This window comes from Mesorhizobium sp. P160187 (assembly GCF_057766425.1).
Genome location: NZ_JBYMDX010000005.1, coordinates 377,372 through 393,556, shown reverse-complemented (window position 1 = coordinate 393,556; position 16,185 = coordinate 377,372). Strand labels below are relative to the sequence as shown.

The 16,185-nt window shown below is 63.9% G+C and carries 14 protein-coding genes and 1 pseudogene; 8 read left to right on the top strand and 7 right to left on the bottom strand.

Annotated features, from left to right (window positions below; translation table 11 throughout):
- Positions 1–66 precede the first annotated feature (66 nt).
- The 5 genes and pseudogenes from AC3CCE_RS26585 (at position 67) to AC3CCE_RS26565 (ending at position 4,284) form a co-directional block, all read left to right on the top strand.
- Entirely contained in the window at positions 67–1,038 is a 972-nt protein-coding gene (locus AC3CCE_RS26585; protein WP_023701517.1) for a sugar-binding transcriptional regulator, read from the top strand.
- Positions 1,039–1,130: 92 nt separating this feature from the next.
- Positions 1,131–3,185, top strand: coding sequence for a bifunctional aldolase/short-chain dehydrogenase (locus AC3CCE_RS26580; RefSeq protein ID WP_488377227.1), 2,055 nt, complete (start codon positions 1,131–1,133; stop codon positions 3,183–3,185).
- A 208-nt stretch (positions 3,186–3,393) separates the two neighbouring features.
- Positions 3,394–3,734: pseudogene (locus tag AC3CCE_RS26575) on the top strand (D-alanine--D-alanine ligase A); the annotation flags it as partial.
- Between the two features lie 108 nt (positions 3,735–3,842).
- Positions 3,843–4,088, top strand: a complete 246-nt coding sequence (locus AC3CCE_RS26570) for a ribbon-helix-helix domain-containing protein (protein ID WP_352625643.1) — start codon at positions 3,843–3,845, stop codon at positions 4,086–4,088.
- Entirely contained in the window at positions 4,081–4,284 is a 204-nt protein-coding gene (locus tag AC3CCE_RS26565; RefSeq protein ID WP_352625586.1) for a type II toxin-antitoxin system RelE/ParE family toxin, read from the top strand. The genes AC3CCE_RS26570 and AC3CCE_RS26565 overlap by 8 nt, the downstream gene beginning before the upstream one ends.
- A 155-nt stretch (positions 4,285–4,439) precedes the next feature.
- Here AC3CCE_RS26565 and AC3CCE_RS26560 read toward each other — a convergent pair whose 3' ends face one another.
- From AC3CCE_RS26560 to AC3CCE_RS26550, 3 genes are all read right to left on the bottom strand, one after another.
- Positions 4,440–5,492, bottom strand: a complete 1,053-nt coding sequence (locus AC3CCE_RS26560; protein ID WP_488377226.1) for a substrate-binding domain-containing protein — start codon at positions 5,490–5,492, stop codon at positions 4,440–4,442.
- A 46-nt stretch (positions 5,493–5,538) separates the two neighbouring features.
- Entirely contained in the window at positions 5,539–6,534 is a 996-nt protein-coding gene (locus AC3CCE_RS26555) for an ABC transporter permease (RefSeq protein WP_023668572.1), read from the bottom strand.
- A 74-nt stretch (positions 6,535–6,608) separates the two neighbouring features.
- The gene (locus AC3CCE_RS26550) at positions 6,609–8,120 is read right to left on the bottom strand and encodes a sugar ABC transporter ATP-binding protein (RefSeq protein WP_352625584.1); all 1,512 of its coding nucleotides are present in this window, start codon (positions 8,118–8,120) and stop codon (positions 6,609–6,611) included.
- 137 nt (positions 8,121–8,257) lie between these two features.
- Here AC3CCE_RS26550 and mtnK point away from each other — a divergent pair, with 137 nt between their 5' ends.
- The 3 genes from mtnK to fba all read left to right on the top strand — a co-directional run bounded on the left by mtnK (position 8,258) and on the right by fba (position 11,997).
- Positions 8,258–9,526: an S-methyl-5-thioribose kinase gene (mtnK, locus tag AC3CCE_RS26545; RefSeq protein WP_023830343.1), complete on the top strand. Its 1,269-nt coding sequence runs from the start codon at positions 8,258–8,260 to the stop codon at positions 9,524–9,526.
- The gene (mtnA, locus tag AC3CCE_RS26540) at positions 9,523–10,617 is read left to right on the top strand and encodes an S-methyl-5-thioribose-1-phosphate isomerase (protein WP_352625582.1); all 1,095 of its coding nucleotides are present in this window, start codon (positions 9,523–9,525) and stop codon (positions 10,615–10,617) included. The genes mtnK and mtnA overlap by 4 nt, the downstream gene beginning before the upstream one ends.
- Before the next feature lie 315 nt (positions 10,618–10,932).
- Complete coding sequence (gene fba / locus AC3CCE_RS26535) at positions 10,933–11,997, top strand: class II fructose-bisphosphate aldolase (protein WP_352625580.1); 1,065 nt, start codon at positions 10,933–10,935, stop codon at positions 11,995–11,997.
- A gap of 160 nt (positions 11,998–12,157) precedes the next feature.
- On the opposite strand, the gene AC3CCE_RS26530 is transcribed toward fba, so the two are convergent.
- The 4 genes from AC3CCE_RS26530 to AC3CCE_RS26515 form a co-directional block, all read right to left on the bottom strand.
- Positions 12,158–13,264, bottom strand: coding sequence for an isopenicillin N synthase family dioxygenase (locus AC3CCE_RS26530; RefSeq protein ID WP_352625578.1), 1,107 nt, complete (start codon positions 13,262–13,264; stop codon positions 12,158–12,160).
- Positions 13,265–13,400: 136 nt separating this feature from the next.
- Positions 13,401–14,057: a methionine ABC transporter permease gene (locus AC3CCE_RS26525; RefSeq protein ID WP_023668578.1), complete on the bottom strand. Its 657-nt coding sequence runs from the start codon at positions 14,055–14,057 to the stop codon at positions 13,401–13,403.
- On the bottom strand, positions 14,038–15,126 hold the full coding sequence (locus tag AC3CCE_RS26520; protein ID WP_023687042.1) for a methionine ABC transporter ATP-binding protein: 1,089 nt from the start codon (positions 15,124–15,126) through the stop codon (positions 14,038–14,040). The genes AC3CCE_RS26525 and AC3CCE_RS26520 overlap by 20 nt, the downstream gene beginning before the upstream one ends.
- Before the next feature lie 83 nt (positions 15,127–15,209).
- Positions 15,210–16,064, bottom strand: coding sequence for a MetQ/NlpA family lipoprotein (locus AC3CCE_RS26515; RefSeq protein WP_023668580.1), 855 nt, complete (start codon positions 16,062–16,064; stop codon positions 15,210–15,212).
- Positions 16,065–16,185: the final 121 nt, after the last annotated feature.

The window sequence follows — 16,185 nt, the reverse complement described above, 5'->3', positions numbered from 1 at the left end:
TATCGTGTACCCACGCCAGTTTGACTTTTGTCGAGAGGCGTGAATAATGTCAGCCGAGGAGACGGCATGGCGATCCGACCGGCAGAACAGCTTATCCACAAGGCCGCATGGCTCTATTATGCCCATGGCCTGCGCCAGGACCAGGTCGCCAGCCAGCTTAACATCTCCCGCGCCTCGGTCGCCATGTATTTGCGCAAGGCGCGCGAGACCGGCATCGTCAACATCTCGACCTCGACGCAGCTGTTCACCGACGACGTGCTTGCGCGCCAGCTCGAGGACGCGCTCAAGCTTGATGCGGTGTGGATCGCGCCGGAGAATGCCTATGTCGTCGACCCTTCGACGGACGTTGCGGTGCTGGCGGCGGGCGTCTTTCTCGAACTGGTCAAGAAGGGCGACCGGATCGGCGTCGCCTGGGGCCGCACCGTCTACACCATCGCCGACGTCATGTCCTATGCCGACCTGCAGGACGTCACCGTTGTGCAGCTCTGCGGCAATCTCGGCGCGCCCTACTCCTACCGTCCCGACCAGTGCACGATGGAGATCGCCCGGCGGCTCAACGCCAAGGGCCTCAATTTCTACGCGCCGCTGGTGCTGACGACGGAATTGCTGGCGCATGGGCTGCGCGCCGAACCGGTGATCCGCGAACAACTGGCCGATATTGCCAACTGCGATCTGGCGCTCTATTCGGTCGGCACCGTCGATGGCGACAGCCATGTCGTCAAATGCGGCGCGCTCAGCCCCGGCGAGATGGGGCTGTTGCGCGAAGCGGGCGCCGCCGGCGTCGTTGCCGGCCAGATCATCGATGCCGCCGGCAAGGCGCTCGACTGCAGCTACAACCGCCGCGTCATCTCGGCCTCGCTGTCGTCACTGCGCCAGATCGAAAAGCGGCTGATGGTGGTGCAGGAAGACAGCAAGTTCGAACCGCTGCTCGCAGCACTCGCCGGCGGACTCTGCACGCATCTGGTCGTCGGCGCCGGCATGGCGCGGCGGCTGCTCGAATATGCCGGAGCCAGCGCGGGGGCAAAAAAGGCTTCCTGACAAACGAAATCCTTGCAGCGGCGCATTGTCATCAAGGCGTCGCGGCACTCCTGTTCACAGCAACATCAAGACAGCAAAGCGGACATAGCGACATGAAGAACCTTTGGAATGACGACGACGCGGAAAGACTTGTTGCCGACTATGCGAAAAAGGGCGTTGCCCGCAACCTCGCGCTGCGCGTCTACACGACCCGGCTGCTCGGCGGCGAGCCGCGGCTGGTGCTGCATGGCGGCGGCAACACCTCCTGCAAGACCAAGGCCACCGATCTCGTCGGCGACGAATGGGATGTGCTGTGCGTCAAGGGCAGCGGCTGGGACATGGGTGTGATCGAGCCGCAAGGCCTGCCGGCGGTCAAGCTCGGCGCGCTGCTGAAGGCGCGTGCGCTGGCCAGCCTCGCCGACGAGGACATGGTGGCGCTGCAGCGGGCGAACCTCATCGACCCCGCCTCCCCCAATCCATCGGTCGAGACGCTGCTGCACGCCTTCCTGCCGCATAAATTCGTCGACCACACGCATTCGACCGCGATCCTCGCCATCGTCGACCAGGCGGACAGCAAGCCGCTGATCAAGACCGTGTTCGGCGACAAGATGGGGTACGTGCCCTACATCAAGCCGGGCTTCGACCTCGCCAAGGTGGCCGCCGATGTCTACGACGCCGACCCCAGCGTCGAAGGCCTGATCCTCGACAAGCATGGCATCTTCACCTTCGGCGACGATGCGAAGCAGGCCTATGACCGCATGATCCATTATGTGAACGTGGCCGAAGACTATGTGGCGAAGAACGGCAAGCCGAAGACAGCGAAAGCCGCACTGCCGGCCAAGCTCGCAACGCCGGCAGCGATCGCGCCGATGCTGCGTGGCGCGGTGGCGGTGGCGCGTGGCGAAGGCCGCTTCGACCGCATGATCAGCGATTTCCGCACTTCGGACGCCATCGTCGATTTCATCAACTCAGCCGGCATTGCAGACTATGCCGGACGCGGCGTGTCGACGCCCGACCTGTCGATCCGCATCAAGACCGGACCGATGGCGGTTCCGGCGCCAGACGCCGACAAGATTGGCGACTACAAGGCCGTCATCAAGAGCCATGTCGACGCCTTCGCCAACGACTATCGCGCCTATTTCGAAACCAACGATGCGCTGGACGACGTCCAGCGCACCATGCTCGACCCGATGCCGCGGCTGACGCTGGTGCCGGGCCTCGGCATGTTCGGCCATGGCCGCACGCTGAAGGATGCGAAGATCGCATCTGATGTCGGCGAGATGTGGATCGAGGCGGTGCGCGGCGCCGAGGCCGTCGGCAGCTTCCATCCTCTATCGAAGGCCGACCTCTTCCCGCTGGAGTACTGGTCGCTTGAGCAGGCCAAGCTCGCCTCCAACAAGCCGAAGCCGCTGACCGGCCAGGTGGTGCTGATCACTGGCGGCGCCGGCGCGATCGGTGCTGCGACGGCAAAACTGTTCGCCGCCAATGGCGCGCATGCCGTCGTCGTCGATCTCGATGCGGCCAGGGCGGCCGAGGCGGCAAAGGCAGCCGGCAACAATTCGATCGGCGTCGGCGCCGACATCACCAACCCGGCCGAGCTGCACGCCGCCTTCGACAAAGCTGTCGCTGTCTATGGCGGCGTCGACATTCTGGTCTCCAACGCCGGTGCCGCCTGGGAAGGCCGCATCGGCGAGCTCGACGATGCCCTGCTGCGCAAGAGTTTCGAGCTCAACTTCTTCGCCCACCAGTCGGCTGCGCAGAACGCGGTGCGCATCATGCTGGAACAGGGCACCGGCGGTGTGTTGTTGTTCAACACCTCCAAGCAGGCGGTCAACCCGGGTCCGAAATTCGGCGCCTATGGTGTGCCGAAGGCGGCGACGCTATTCCTGTCCCGGCAATATGCGCTCGACTACGGCGCGCACGGCATCCGCTCCAATGCGGTCAACGCCGACCGCATCCGCTCCGGCCTGTTGACCGACGCCATGATCGCCAGCCGTTCCGGCGCGCGCGGCGTGTCGGAGAAGGAATACATGTCGGGTAATCTGCTCGGACAGGAGGTGACGGCAGAAGACGTGGCGCAGGCCTTCCTGCATCACGCGCTGGCCGAGCGCACCACCGCCGATGTGACCACGGTCGACGGCGGCAACATCGCCGCGGCGCTGCGCTAGACATAGACCTGGAGCGGTTCATCGTTCACCAAAACGACGAACCGCTCTCCCACCTGAAGGACTCCAGGCGGAGAACTGCTTTTGCAGGTCGTGCTGAAAAACTGCTCGAACTGGTCAAAATCCACTCCAATCCTTGGCCTATTGCTCGACCACTTTAGGGCGCGCCTTGTGTTTCGCATGCGAGCTCCGACCCTGATCCTTGGTGGAGTTGTCGATGGCTGCGAAGAGACTTCGTGTCGGCGTGCTGTTCGGCGGGCGCTCCGCCGAGCATGAGGTTTCGCTGCTTTCGGCAACCATGTCATGCGTACTCTGGATCGGCGAAATACGACTCCGTTCCCACCTTCGTCACCCGCGAAGGCCAATGGCTGCTGAGCGATTTCAAGGACGGCGCGCTGGCGACACCGTCTGATGGGACGCAGCTTTGCCTGCCGCCGGGCGGGCATGGCGGATGCTGGCGATCCGGCCAAGGGCGCCGCATGACCTGCCTGCCATCGAATATGGTGTTCCGGTGCTGCACGCCTGCATGGCGAGGACGGCGCGGTGGCTGGTGCGCGTCGGGCGGTCATGATGCAGGGGCAGATTCCTAACAGATATTGTTAGACCTTGTTGGCTGCATTATAATGTGGGTATGAAAAACGAACCTATGCGCACCTCACCATATCCCTTACCGCGCAGCAGATAGCTCGCCTGCAAAGCGCTATCGAAGGTGGCGGTTATGCTTCCAACAGCGAGATTGTCCGCGACGCCCTGCGCTTATGGGAGCAGCGCGAGGAATTGCGCACGCTCGAACTCCAGCACTTGAAGCGGGCCTATGCCGACGGGATGGGCAGCGGCAAGCCAGTGGCTGTCGACCACACCGAGTTCATTCGCAGCCTGAAGGCAGAACGCCGCGCCCGTGGCTAGCCATCGGCTCACACCGCGCGCTTCGCAGGATTTGCGAGACATCTGGCACACCATCGCCGCCGACAATGAAAAGGCAGCAGACAGCCTGTTGATGCGCATTTTCGAAAGACTGGAGCTGGCGGCGCAGCACCCCAAGATGGGCAGCGCACGGCCCGAGTTAAGCGCAACGGCCCGCGTGCTCGTCGAAGACCGCTAAATCATCATCTACGAGCCGCAGCCCGATGGTGTTATCGCTGTGGCGATTGTCCACGGGATGCGCGATCCAGACCATTGGTTGTAGGCCGGCAGGCTTACCATCAATATGAAAAGAGCGGCCCATAGCCGCCCTTCGCATCTATCAGACGACCGATCCTACTTCGCGTTCGGGTTCGGCATCCAGGCCGGCATGGCGACATCGGCATGGGCGAATTGCGGCAGCTTGGCCGACAGGTCCTCCATGTTCTTGATGTCCTTGTCGATCAGGTCCTTCTGGGTGATCAGCGTCGGCGGCACGACGACGTTGTGGCCGGGATCTTCACCGGCGAGCAGCTGCGCCAGCGCGCGCACCGAGACCTGGCCGACGACGGCAGGGTTGGTGGCGGCGGTGGCGGCCCAGGCGCTGTCGGTCTCGCGCATGGCCGCGATGTCCGAGGTAGAGATGTCGGCGGAGTAGATCTTGATCTTCTTGTTCAGCCCCGCCTCGTCGACGGCGATCTTCACACCCTTGGCGAACTCGTCATAGGGCGCGAACATCACATTGATGTCGGGATGCGCCTGCAGCACCGAGCGCGCCTGGTTGGCGACCGAGTTGGCGATCGGGTTGTCGAGCGTGCCGAACATCGCGACTTCCTTGATGCCGGCATGTTTCTTCTTCACGTCGACCCAGGTCTCGTTGCGGCGGTCGAGCGGCGCGATGCCAGCGACATAGACATAGCCGGCGTTCCAGCTCTCGCCATTGTCCTTGACCGCCTGCTCGAGCGCCAGGCGCGCAAGGTCCTTGTCGGACTGTTCGATCTGCGGGATCTTGGGGTTTTCGACATTGACGTCGAAGGCGACGACCTTGATGCCGGCATCGACCGCGCGCTGGGCGGCGTCCTTCATCAATTCCGTCAGGCCGTGCTGGATGATGATGCCCTGCACGCCGAGTGCGATGGCCTGGTCGACCATGTCGGATTGAAGGGCGGCGTCCTGGCGGCTGTCGAGCACGCGCAGATCGATGCCGAGCGCCTTGGACTGGGACTCGACGCCCGAGAGATAGGCCTGGAAGAAATCGCCGGTCGAGAGATAGCGCACCAGCGCGATCTTGACGCCGGGCTTGTCGAACGGCGCCGGCTTGTCGGCGGCAAAGGCCGGGACCTGCATCAGCATTGTTGCGCCGGCCAATCCGAGCGCGACCTTCCCCAAAAGTCGTCTTGTGATGTTCACGTTCTTTCCTCCGTTTGTTGAACCCAAAACTGTCCCGGCAGCCATTCTATCTCCTGCCCCGGCCGGAAAGGGCGAAGGTAAAGACAAGGGCGACGACGAGAACCACGCCCTTGACGAAATCCTGCGTGTAGTAAGGCGCGTTCATCATCGTCAGGCCTTGCAGCAGGATGCCGACGAACAGCGCGCCGATGGCGGTGCCGAAGGCGTTCGGCTTGGCGGCGCCGAGCACCGCGTAGCCGATCAGCGCCGCGGCAACCGCATCGAGCAGCAGATTATTACCCGACGCGATGTCACCGCGTCCAAGCCGTGCGGCCAGCAAAATCCCGCCGATCGAGGCAAAAACTCCTGAAATGACGTAGGCCCAGATCTTGTATGCCTTGACAGGCGCGCCGGCGAGTTCGGCGGCCCGTTCATTGCTGCCCACGGCATACATCATGCGGCCGAAGCGCGTGTATTCGAGGAAGAACCAGATCAGCACGGCGAGCACGATCAGCACGACCACCGAGACCGGAATGAGGTTCGGGATGAAGAAGTCGAAGCGGTGGCGGCCGAGCGCCAGGAAGGCGTCGGAGAACTTGCCGTTGGCGACCGAGCCGTCCGGCATTGTCATACCGGTGGCGATGGAGCGTCCTTCAGTCGGGATGCGCTGGAGGCCGACGAGCAGGAACATCATGCCGAGCGTCGCCAGCAGATCGGGCACGCGCATATAGACGATCAGCCAGCCATTGATGAGGCCGACAAGGGCGCCGATGAGCAGGCAGATGAGGACAGCGACGACAACGTTCTGCTCCAGCACCACCATGACATAGGCAGCCGCCATCATGGCCGATGTGGCAACCGAGCCGATCGAGAGATCGAAGCCGCCGACAACCAGTGTGGCGGTGACGCCCAGCGCCAGCACGCCGGTGATGGCGACCGACTGGAAAATGAAGACGGCACTTTGCGGCGAGACGAACCCGTCGGCGGCGATGGCGAAATACGCGATCAGCCCGAACAGAAGCACGATGAACCCGTAGCGGATAGCGTAATCGCGCAGCGTCATTCAGCGCCCGCCGTCAATACCCAACTCAAACCCGTGCACTCCATTCCAACCCTCAGTTCTTCAATCATCGTGGCTCAGGCCGCACTGTGCAACGGCCCGCCCGCGACTTCGGCCAGCAGACGGTCGAGATCGACATCGGCGTTGCGGTGTTCGCCGACGATGGTCTGCTCGGACATCACCAATATGCGATCGGCCGTCTCCAGTGCCTCGTCGAGTTCGGTGACGAACAGCAGCGTGGCGCGGCCATTGGCGCTGGCCCTCAGCTTGGCGGCGATGTCGCGCCTGGCGGAGATATCGACGCCCTGGAACGGTTCGTCGAGAATGAACAATCGGGCGTCCTGCGCCATCCAGCGGGCCACCATCACCTTCTGCTGGTTGCCGCCCGACAGAGTGGTCATGTCGTCCTTCTCCGAGCGGCAGACGATGCCGAGATCCTCGATCTGCCGGCGGGCAATAGTGCGTTCAAGGCCGCGTTTGAGAACTGAAAAGCGCGACATGCGCTTGTGGAAGGGCAGGCTGATGTTTTCCTGGATGTTGAAGCCGCCGACGATGCCGTTTTCGCCACGGTCCTTGGCGACCAGAAACACGCCGGCGGCGATGGCTTCGCCGGTCGACGCGGGCGCATAGGGCTTGCCATATAAAGTCATCGTGCCGGACAGCGGTTTGCGCAAGCCGAACAGCGTCTCGGCGAGCGCGGTCTTGCCGACGCCAACGAGGCCGGTGATGGCAACGACCTCGCCGTCGCCGAGCGTCAGCGAGAATGGCCGGGCACCAGGGGCGATGCGCAAGGCATCGACGGTCAGGATCGGCTTGGCAGAACTCCTGGCTTCGATCCGGTCAAGATGGATCTTGCGGCCGAGCATGGCGTTAACGGCGCCCTCATAGTCGAGAGGCTTGCTGTCGAAGACGCCTGAGATGACGCCATCGCGCATCGAGACGATGCGGTCGGCCAGCCGCCTGATATCCGACATGCGATGCGAGATGTAGAGGATGGCGACGCCCTGCTCGCGCAAGCGGTCGAGCAGCGCAAACAGCCGGTCGGCCTCGGCGCTGGACAGCGACGAGGTCGGCTCGTCGAGGATCAGCACTTTCGGCTGGTGCGCCATGGCGCGCGCGATGGCCACCATCTGGCGATCGGCCAGCGACAGGTCGCTGATGCGGGCCTTGAGGTCGATGGCGAGCCCCATGCGGTCGGCCACCGCTTTGGCTTCGCGGCGCACCCGGCCGGGGTTGAACAGCAGCGGCGCGCCCTTGCCGCTCAGCCGGTCGAGCGTCAGATTGGTGGCGACATCGAGATCGGCGACGACGCCGTCATTGATGTTTTGGTGCACGGTAACGACACCGGCGCGGATCGCCTCTGCCGGCGTGTTCGGCGCAAAGTTGCCGCCAGCGAGGTGCATGATGCCGCCGTCATGGTCGTAGACGCCGCTGATGATTTTGACGAGGGTGGACTTGCCGGCGCCGTTGGCGCCCATCAGCACAGTGATCTCACCGGCATGCAATTCGAGCGAGACGCCGCCAAGCACCTCGATATGGCCGAAGGATTTCCTCAGCCCGTCCACGCGGAACACGGCATCATTGCCCATTCGTTCCTCCCTAACGTTGACGCTATGGGCTACGTGATCAATTGTCAACTCGATTGACAATTGCCAGTCAGCTTCCTAGCTTGGCCTCACCGCCATCGCTCCACTATGATTGGAGCGAGCAAGCGGGAGGGTGAGGAATGACTGCGAAATTGCCGTTTGAAGCACTGTCGGTGGAGACGCTTGCAACGCGCCTCGGTACGAACGAAGCGCTGTGCGCCAAAATCGGCAAGGGCCCTTGGAAGGTGCGCGAGGTCGGCGACGGCAATCTGAACCTCGTCTTCATCGTCGAAGGCGGCTCGGGTGCGGCCGTGGTCAAGCAGGCCCTGCCCTATGTTCGCCTCGTCGGCGACAGCTGGCCGTTGCCGCTCAAACGCTCCTTCTTCGAGTATCACGCGCTGACGCGGCAAGAGGCGCGCGCGCCGGGCTCGGTGCCGGCGATCCTCCATTTCGACGAAGCCCAGGCGCTGATCATCATGGAATATCTGGCGCCGCCGCACATCATCCTGCGCCGTGCCCTGATCGACGGCCGCGAGTTGCCAAATATCGCCCGCGACATCGGCCTGTTCATGGCCCGCACTTTGTTCCGCGGCTCTGATCTCTCCATGCCCACCAAGGACCGCAAGGCCGACCTGGCGCTGTTTGCCGACAATGTCGAGCTCTGCGGCATCACCGAAGACCTGGTGTTTTCCGACCCATATTTCGATGCCAAGCTGAACCGGCATACGTCGCCGCAACTGGACGGCCTGGTTGCCGAACTGCGTGCCGACCGCGACCTCAAGGTCGAAGCGCAGCGGCTGAAGCATATCTTCGCCGCCAAGGCCGAGACGCTGCTGCATGGCGACCTGCATTCGGGCTCGATCATGGTCACCGACACCGAGACGCGGATGATCGATCCGGAATTCGCCTTCTACGGTCCGATGGCCTTCGACGTCGGCATGCTGCTCGCCAATTTCTGGATGTCCTACTTCTCGCAGCGCGGCCATGAACAGAAGGGCAAGCGTGACGCCATGCGTGCCTATCTGCTCGGGGTGACCAACGACACCTGGACGGTGTTCCGCGCCGAGTTCTCGCATCTATGGCGCACCGAGCGCACCGGCATGCTTTACCAGAAGAGCCTGTTCGAGGATCAGGGCGACATTCTCGCCTCGGAGCAGGCGCTCGACCATGTGCTGCACCAGATCTGGACCGACCTCTTGGGCTTTGCCGGCATCGAGGTGCACCGGCGCATCCTCGGCCTCGCCCACAATGCCGATTTCGAGACCATCGAGGACGAGGATCTGCGGGCCTCCTGCGAGGCCAAGGCGCTGAAATTCGGCCGTCACATCGCCGTCAACCGGCGCCAGATTCACGGCATGGACGAGGTTAATAATCTGGCCGCTTTGATCGAACGGGAGAGCAGGATTTGAACGTCGGCGAGCGCCACTACCGCACCATCTGGCTGAGCGACGACCAGCGTTCGGTCGAGATCATCGACCAGCGCTGGCTGCCGCACGAGTTCCGGGTCGAGACGATCGGGAGCGTTGCCGGCATCGCCACCGCGATCCGTGACATGTGGGTTCGTGGCGCGCCGCTGATCGGCGTCACCGCGGCCTACGGCGTCGCCATCCAGATGGCGGACGATCCGTCTGACGAAGCGCTCGACGCGGTCTGGGAGACACTGCACAAGACGCGGCCGACTGCGATCAATCTACGCTGGGCGCTGGACGAGATGCGGCGGTTCCTAAGGCCGATCGTATCGGGACAGCGCGCGGAGGCGGCCTATAAGCGCGCTGCCGAAATCGCCGACGAGGATGTCGATCTCAATCGCGCCATCGGCGAGAACGGGCTTGCCATCATCAAGGAGATCGCGGCACGCAAGAAGCCGGGCGAGCCGGTCAACATCCTCACCCACTGCAACGCCGGTTGGCTGGCGACGGTCGATTACGGCACCGCCACGTCGCCGATCTATCTCGCCGTCGAGGCCGGCATTCCGGTCCATGTCTATGTCGACGAGACGCGCCCGCGCAACCAGGGCGCCCAGCTGACCGCCTGGGAGATGGCCGGCCACGGCGTGCCGCACACGCTGATCGTCGACAATGCCGGCGGCCATCTGATGCAGCGTGGCGCGGTCGACATGGTGATCGTGGGCACCGACCGCACCACGGCCAATGGCGACGTCTGCAACAAGATCGGCACCTATCTCAAGGCGCTCGCCGCCTCCGATAATGAGGTGCCCTTCTACGTCGCTCTGCCCTCGCCGACCATCGACTGGACGGTGGGTGATGGCCTCACCGAAATCCCGATCGAGGAACGCTCCGGTGACGAGGTGTCGCTGGTCTGGGGCAAGACGGCGGACGGCAAGATCGCGCAGGTTCGGGTTTCGCCCGAAGCGACGCCGGCGGCCAATCCGGCGTTCGATGTGACGCCGGCACGGCTGGTGACGGGGCTGATCACCGAGCGCGGTGTGGCCAAGGCTTCGCGCGAAGGCTTGAAGGCGATGTTCCCCGAACGCGGATAATCTCCCCCCTTGAGGGGGAGATGTCGCCAAAGGCGACAGAGGGGGTCGGCGCGTCCTGACGCGACCTCCCAGCACCGACAGATGATGCTAGCGCTCCAGTCGAACCGACCCCCTCTGGCCTGCCGGCCATCTCCCCCTCAATGGGGGAGATTAGCGCCTCACCGGCTGGCTACCGGATTTCAGCCCTGCAACAAGAATTGCGCCTCGATGGCCGCTGACGGTTGCGGTTCTGGCGAAATCCGGCCAGAAGCATCTAGGCCGGCAATCGGCCGGCCCGCGACGTTGCGCTTGAAACCAGATACGGGAGACTATTGGGTGGCTCGCATAACACTGAGACAATTGCTCGACCACGCCGCCGAGTACGGCTACGGCGTACCCGCTTTCAACATGAACAATATGGAACAGGGCCTCGCCATCATGGAGGCGGCCGAGGAGACCAAGTCGCCGGTCATCCTGCAGGCAAGCCGCGGCGCCCGCGCCTACGCCAATGATGTGGTGCTGGCCAAGCTGATCGACGCGCTGGTCGAAATCCACCCCGACATCCCGGTCTGCATGCATCTCGACCATGGCAACAACGAAGCCACCTGCGTCACCGCCATCCAGTACGGCTTCACCTCGGTGATGATGGACGGCTCGCTGAAAGAGGACGGCAAGACGCCGGCCGATTATGCCTACAATTCCGGAATCACCCGGCGCGTCGTCGACATGGCGCATTGGGGCGGCGTGTCGGTGGAAGGCGAGATCGGTGTGCTCGGTTCGCTTGAGAGCGGCGGCGGCGAGCAGGAAGACGGCCACGGCGTCGAAGGCGCCATCAGCCACGACCAGCTCTTGACCGACCCAGTGCAGGCGGTCGAATTCGTCAAGGACACCCATGTCGATGCGCTGGCTGTCGCCATGGGCACCAGCCACGGCGCCTACAAATTCTCGCGCAAGCCGGACGGCGCGGTGCTGGCGATGAATGTCATCGAGGAAATCCACCGCCGCCTGCCCAACATGCATCTGGTCATGCACGGCTCGTCCTCGGTGCCCGAGGACCTGCAGGAGATCATCAACAAATATGGCGGCCAGATGAAGCCGACCTGGGGCGTGCCGGTGGAAGAGATCCAGCGCGGCATCAAGCACGGCGTGCGCAAGATCAACATCGACACCGACAACCGCATGGCGCTGACCGGCGCCATCCGTAAGGTGCTGACCGAAAACCCGAGCGAGTTCGATCCGCGCAAATATCTGACGCCGGCGATGGCGGCGATGCGCAAGCTGTGCAAGCAGCGCTTCGAGCAGTTCGGCACCGCCGGCAATGCCCAGAAGATCAAGCCGCTGCCGGTAGCTGAGATGGCCAAGCGGTACAAGTCGGGCAGCCTTGATCCGAAGTTTGGGTGAAGTCCCTGGCGCCTCTTCCTTCTCCCCTTGTGGGGAAGAAAGAAGAGCTATTGACATAAAAAAGGCCGGGCGCGAAAGCGGCCCGGCCAAAAGAAGGTCAAGAACCTTCAGAGGGGAACACCGCTCGGTGGAATGGGAGGAAACCGCCGAACGATAATTCCTATATGCGCGTATTCGCGGCAGATGGCGACGAACGGCTTTCTAAAACAACGCGAGATTCGGAAATTTCGATCTCGTTTTGAAAGATTTCAGCCGGTGAGGCGCCGGTTTCCAGGAGATCGGCGTAGTGCCGGCGCGCCACGTCGGGATGCGAGCGCAGGCGGCTCTTCAGCACATTGGTGCCGACATTGCGAAACAGCGGATTGTCGGGATCGCTGGCCGGGCCCCGCGCCTCGGCCGCCAGTTCCTCGGGCAGGTCGAGCAGCGGAATCGTGGCTTCGAGCCGGGCGCTGAAGAAGAACGGGACCGAGACGCGCTCGACGCCGGCCGGCGGTGTCACCACACGGTGGACTGTCGCCCGGAGATAGCCGTTCGACGCCAGTTCGAGCAGTTCGCCGATGTTGACCACCAGCGTGTCGGGCAGCGGATCGACGTCGACCCAGGCACCGTCATATTCGACCTGCAGCCCCTTGCTCTCGTCCTGCAACAGAAGCGTCAGGAAACCGCCATCCTTGTGCGCGCCGACGCCCTGGTTGTCGCCGGTGGCGTCGCGGCCGGGGTAGCGCACGATCTTCATGCGATGGTTGGGCTCGGCCCGGTAGACGGGATCGAAGGCGTCCTCGGCCTGATCGAGCGACAAAGCGAAGGCCCGGAGCAGCCGGATCGCCACCGCCGTCGCCTTGGCCTGCCATGCGAGTAGCGCCGGCTTCAGCTCGGGCAGCGTGGCCGGCCACTGGTTGGGCCCTTGCAGCCGCGTCCAGGCGGGCACGCCGGGGCCTTGTTCGATGGCCGGGCGTTCGACGCCGATGTCGAGCTGTTCGCGCCAGTCGGCCTTGCCTTTGGTCAGCTCGCCGCCGGCGCGCGTATAGCCGCGGAACTGCGAGGACTTCACCATTTCGATCGCCAGTTTGTCGGCTTCCGGCAAGGCAAAGAACCGGCGCGAGGCGTCGAGCACTTCTGCGGTATCCGCAGCCGATATGCCGTGGCCGGTCAAATAGAAGAAGCCGACATCGCGCGCGGCCGTGCGCAGGTCGAAGAGAAACGTTCGCCGCTCGGAAGCGCCCTGTTCGAGACGGCCGAGATCAAGCACGGGTACGATCCTGGGCATGGTCAAGCTCCTTGTTCCGCTGTCACGGTGGCACGCAGGCCGGTCCGATCAAAGCAACGCGCAATCCAATCTCGGCGCCGATAGAGAAAGCCGGCGCTGCGTTTGGCAGCCTGCCGGCAAATAACGTTCGTGGCGCTCATCCGCGCCGGTCCAGCCTGGCGACCAGCCGGTCACCGACCCACTGGATGCCGCAAACGAGGATGATCAGCACAATGACCACGGCGACCATGACGCTGGTCTCAAAACGCTGGTAGCCATAGCGGATGGCGAGGTCGCCAAGCCCGCCGGCACCGATGGCGCCGGCCATGGCCGAGGCACCGATCAGCGTTACCAGCGTCACCGTGAAACCGGCGACGATGCCGGGCAATGCTTCGGGCACCAGCACCTCGCGGATGATGGTCCAGCGGTTGCCGCCCATGGCGCGCGCCGCCTCGATCAGGCCGCGATCGACCTCGCGCAGCGACACTTCGGCGATGCGGGCATAGTAAGGCGTCGCCGCAATCGACAACGGCACGATCGCCGCCCAGGTGCCGATCGAGGTGCCGACGATCAGCCGCGTCACCGGGATCAGCGCCACCAGAAGGATGATGAAAGGCACCGAGCGGAAGCCGTTGATGACGGCGCCGAGCGCGCGGTTCACCCACAGGCTTTCGGCAATGCCGCCGCGCTCGGTGGCAATCAATGCCAGGCCGAGCGGCAGCCCGAAGACGAGCGAGATGAGGCCCGATGCCGCCGTCATCAGGACCGTCTCCCAGATCGAACGCAGCAGAAGTTCAAACAGAACCGGCGACATGGCCAAGCACCTCCACCCGCGCGTCGCGGGCCTTCAGGAATGCGATTACTTTCGACAGATGTTTCGGATCATTGCCCGCGACCGCAAGGAACAGCGTGCCGACCGGCTGCTGCTGGACATGGTCGATGCCACCATGGACGAGGCGGAACCGCCCCGGCACCGCCACCGCAAGATCGGACAGCAGCGGACCGCGCGCGGCCTCACCTGCGACGTCGACCCTGAGGATGAGCTCGGCGCCGCCTCCGGGAGCAAGCCGGCCGGCAATCTCGGCCGGCAGTTGCGGGCGGATGCCGCCGAGCAGGCTCCTGGTGATTTCGGAACGCGGCTCGGCAAAGACCGACCACACTGGGCCTTGTTCGACGATGCGGCCGGCATCGATCACCGCGACGCGGTCGGCGATCGAGCGGATCACCTCCATCTCGTGGGTGATGAGCAGGATGGTGAGGCCGAGCTGCCGGTTGATGTCTTTCAGCAAGGCCAGGATGGAGCGCGTCGTCTCCGGATCGAGCGCTGAGGTCGCCTCGTCGGACAGCAGCAGCGCCGGCCGCGCGGCCAGCGCCCTGGCGATGCCGACGCGCTGCTTCTGGCCGCCCGACAGCGAGGACGGATAGGCCTTCGCCTTCTCCGACAGGCCGACGAGGTCGAGCAATTCGGCGGCGCGCGCCAGCCGTTCGGCCTTTGGGCGGCCCTCGATCTTCAGCGGCAGCGCGACATTGTCCTCCACGGTCTTGGCCGACAGCAGATTGAAGTGCTGGAAGATCATGCCGATGCGACGCCGCAGCGGCTGCAATTCACGCTCGCCGAGCCGGCCGATCTCGCGGCCCTCGATGAAGACGTCGCCGGAGTCCGGCCGCTCCAGCCCGTTGAGGCAGCGGATCAGCGTCGACTTGCCGGCGCCGCTGCGGCCGATGATGCCGAGGATCTCGCCCTTGCGCACCGTCAGCGAGACGCCGTCGAGCGCAGGCGTCGCGCCGAAGCGGCGCTTGAGGTCGACCAGGCGTACGACATCTTCCTGCCCGGCCGATATATTGACCGGACCGGATGCTTCGGCCGTGACGTGCTGGTTCATCTCACTGTCCGTTTCAACGCTCGACAAATGCGACAGCGGCCCGCTCAACAGCGGGCCGCCTGCTCCTGACAACCAGGCGCCAATCAATAGGCGCTGATCCCGGTGCCCTTGTAGACCTTGTCGAACTCGGCCTTGACCGCCTCGTTCTGGTAGGACGCGACCAGCGTCTTCACCCACGCCTCGTTCTCGTTGCCGGATTTCACGGCGATGAAGTTGCGGTAGGGGTTGTCGGCCACTGGCTCCTGGGCGATGCGGTTGTCCGGGCCGAGACCGCTCTTCAGCGCCCAGTCGGTGTTGACGACAGCCGCGTCGAGATCCTCGACCGAGCGGCCGACAATGCCGGCGTCGAGTTCCTTGATGACGACCTTCTTAGGGTTCTCGGCAATGTCGGCGGTGGTCGCCAGGATGCCGGTGCCGTCCTTCAGCTTGATCACGCCTTCGTTCTGCAGAACGCGCAACGCGCGGCCCTCATTCGAGGGGTCGTTGGGCAAGCCGATGACGGCGCCTTCGGGCAGGTCGGCAACCTTGGTGTATTTCTTGGAGTAGAGGCCGATCGGCCAGACGCCGGTGTAGCCGACGCGTACGATGTGGTACCCTTGGGTCTTGATCTGGTTGTCGAGATAGGGCTGGTGCTGGAAGGCGTTGGCGTCGATCTCGCCGCGCTCGAGCGCCTCGTTGGGCTGGGTGTAGTCGTTGAACACCACGGTCTCGACGGTCAGGCCTTTTTCGGCGGCCTGGGCGACGACGACGCGCCAGACATCCTCATCCTCGCCGCTGATGATGCCGACCTTGATAGACTTCTTGTCCTCGGCGAAGGACGGCGTCGGCTGAGCCAGACCGGCAAGCGTGACGGCCGAGGCAAAAAGTGCCGCAAGGGCAGCTCGCCGGCTGATGGCTGAAAAAAGAAGAGAGCTGGAAGCGTTTCCGCGTTCGGACATTGTCGATCCCTCGTAATCCTGAAGTCATTGCGGCGAGGTGGAATACCAAGCCTTGACGACATCATCGGCAATGCTGCTTGCCGGATCAAAGAACCGCATTTCTTCTCAAACACGAAGCCGG

Bases quoted from the DNA above. Each gene is read 5' to 3' on its own strand.
- AC3CCE_RS26525 (WP_023668578.1), bottom strand. From the start codon at position 14,057: ATGTCGCCGGTTCTGTTTGAACTTCTGCTGCGTTCGATCTGGGAGACG.
- AC3CCE_RS26555 (WP_023668572.1), bottom strand. From the start codon at position 6,534: ATGACGCTGCGCGATTACGCTATCCGCTACGGGTTCATCGTGCTTCTG.
- AC3CCE_RS26520 (WP_023687042.1), bottom strand. From the start codon at position 15,126: ATGAACCAGCACGTCACGGCCGAAGCATCCGGTCCGGTCAATATATCG.
- mtnK (WP_023830343.1), top strand. From the start codon at position 8,258: ATGACTGCGAAATTGCCGTTTGAAGCACTGTCGGTGGAGACGCTTGCA.
- AC3CCE_RS26580 (WP_488377227.1), top strand. From the start codon at position 1,131: ATGAAGAACCTTTGGAATGACGACGACGCGGAAAGACTTGTTGCCGAC.
- AC3CCE_RS26585 (WP_023701517.1), top strand. From the start codon at position 67: ATGGCGATCCGACCGGCAGAACAGCTTATCCACAAGGCCGCATGGCTC.
- AC3CCE_RS26530 (WP_352625578.1), bottom strand. From the start codon at position 13,264: ATGCCCAGGATCGTACCCGTGCTTGATCTCGGCCGTCTCGAACAGGGC.
- AC3CCE_RS26550 (WP_352625584.1), bottom strand. From the start codon at position 8,120: ATGGGCAATGATGCCGTGTTCCGCGTGGACGGGCTGAGGAAATCCTTC.
- AC3CCE_RS26515 (WP_023668580.1), bottom strand. From the start codon at position 16,064: ATGTCCGAACGCGGAAACGCTTCCAGCTCTCTTCTTTTTTCAGCCATC.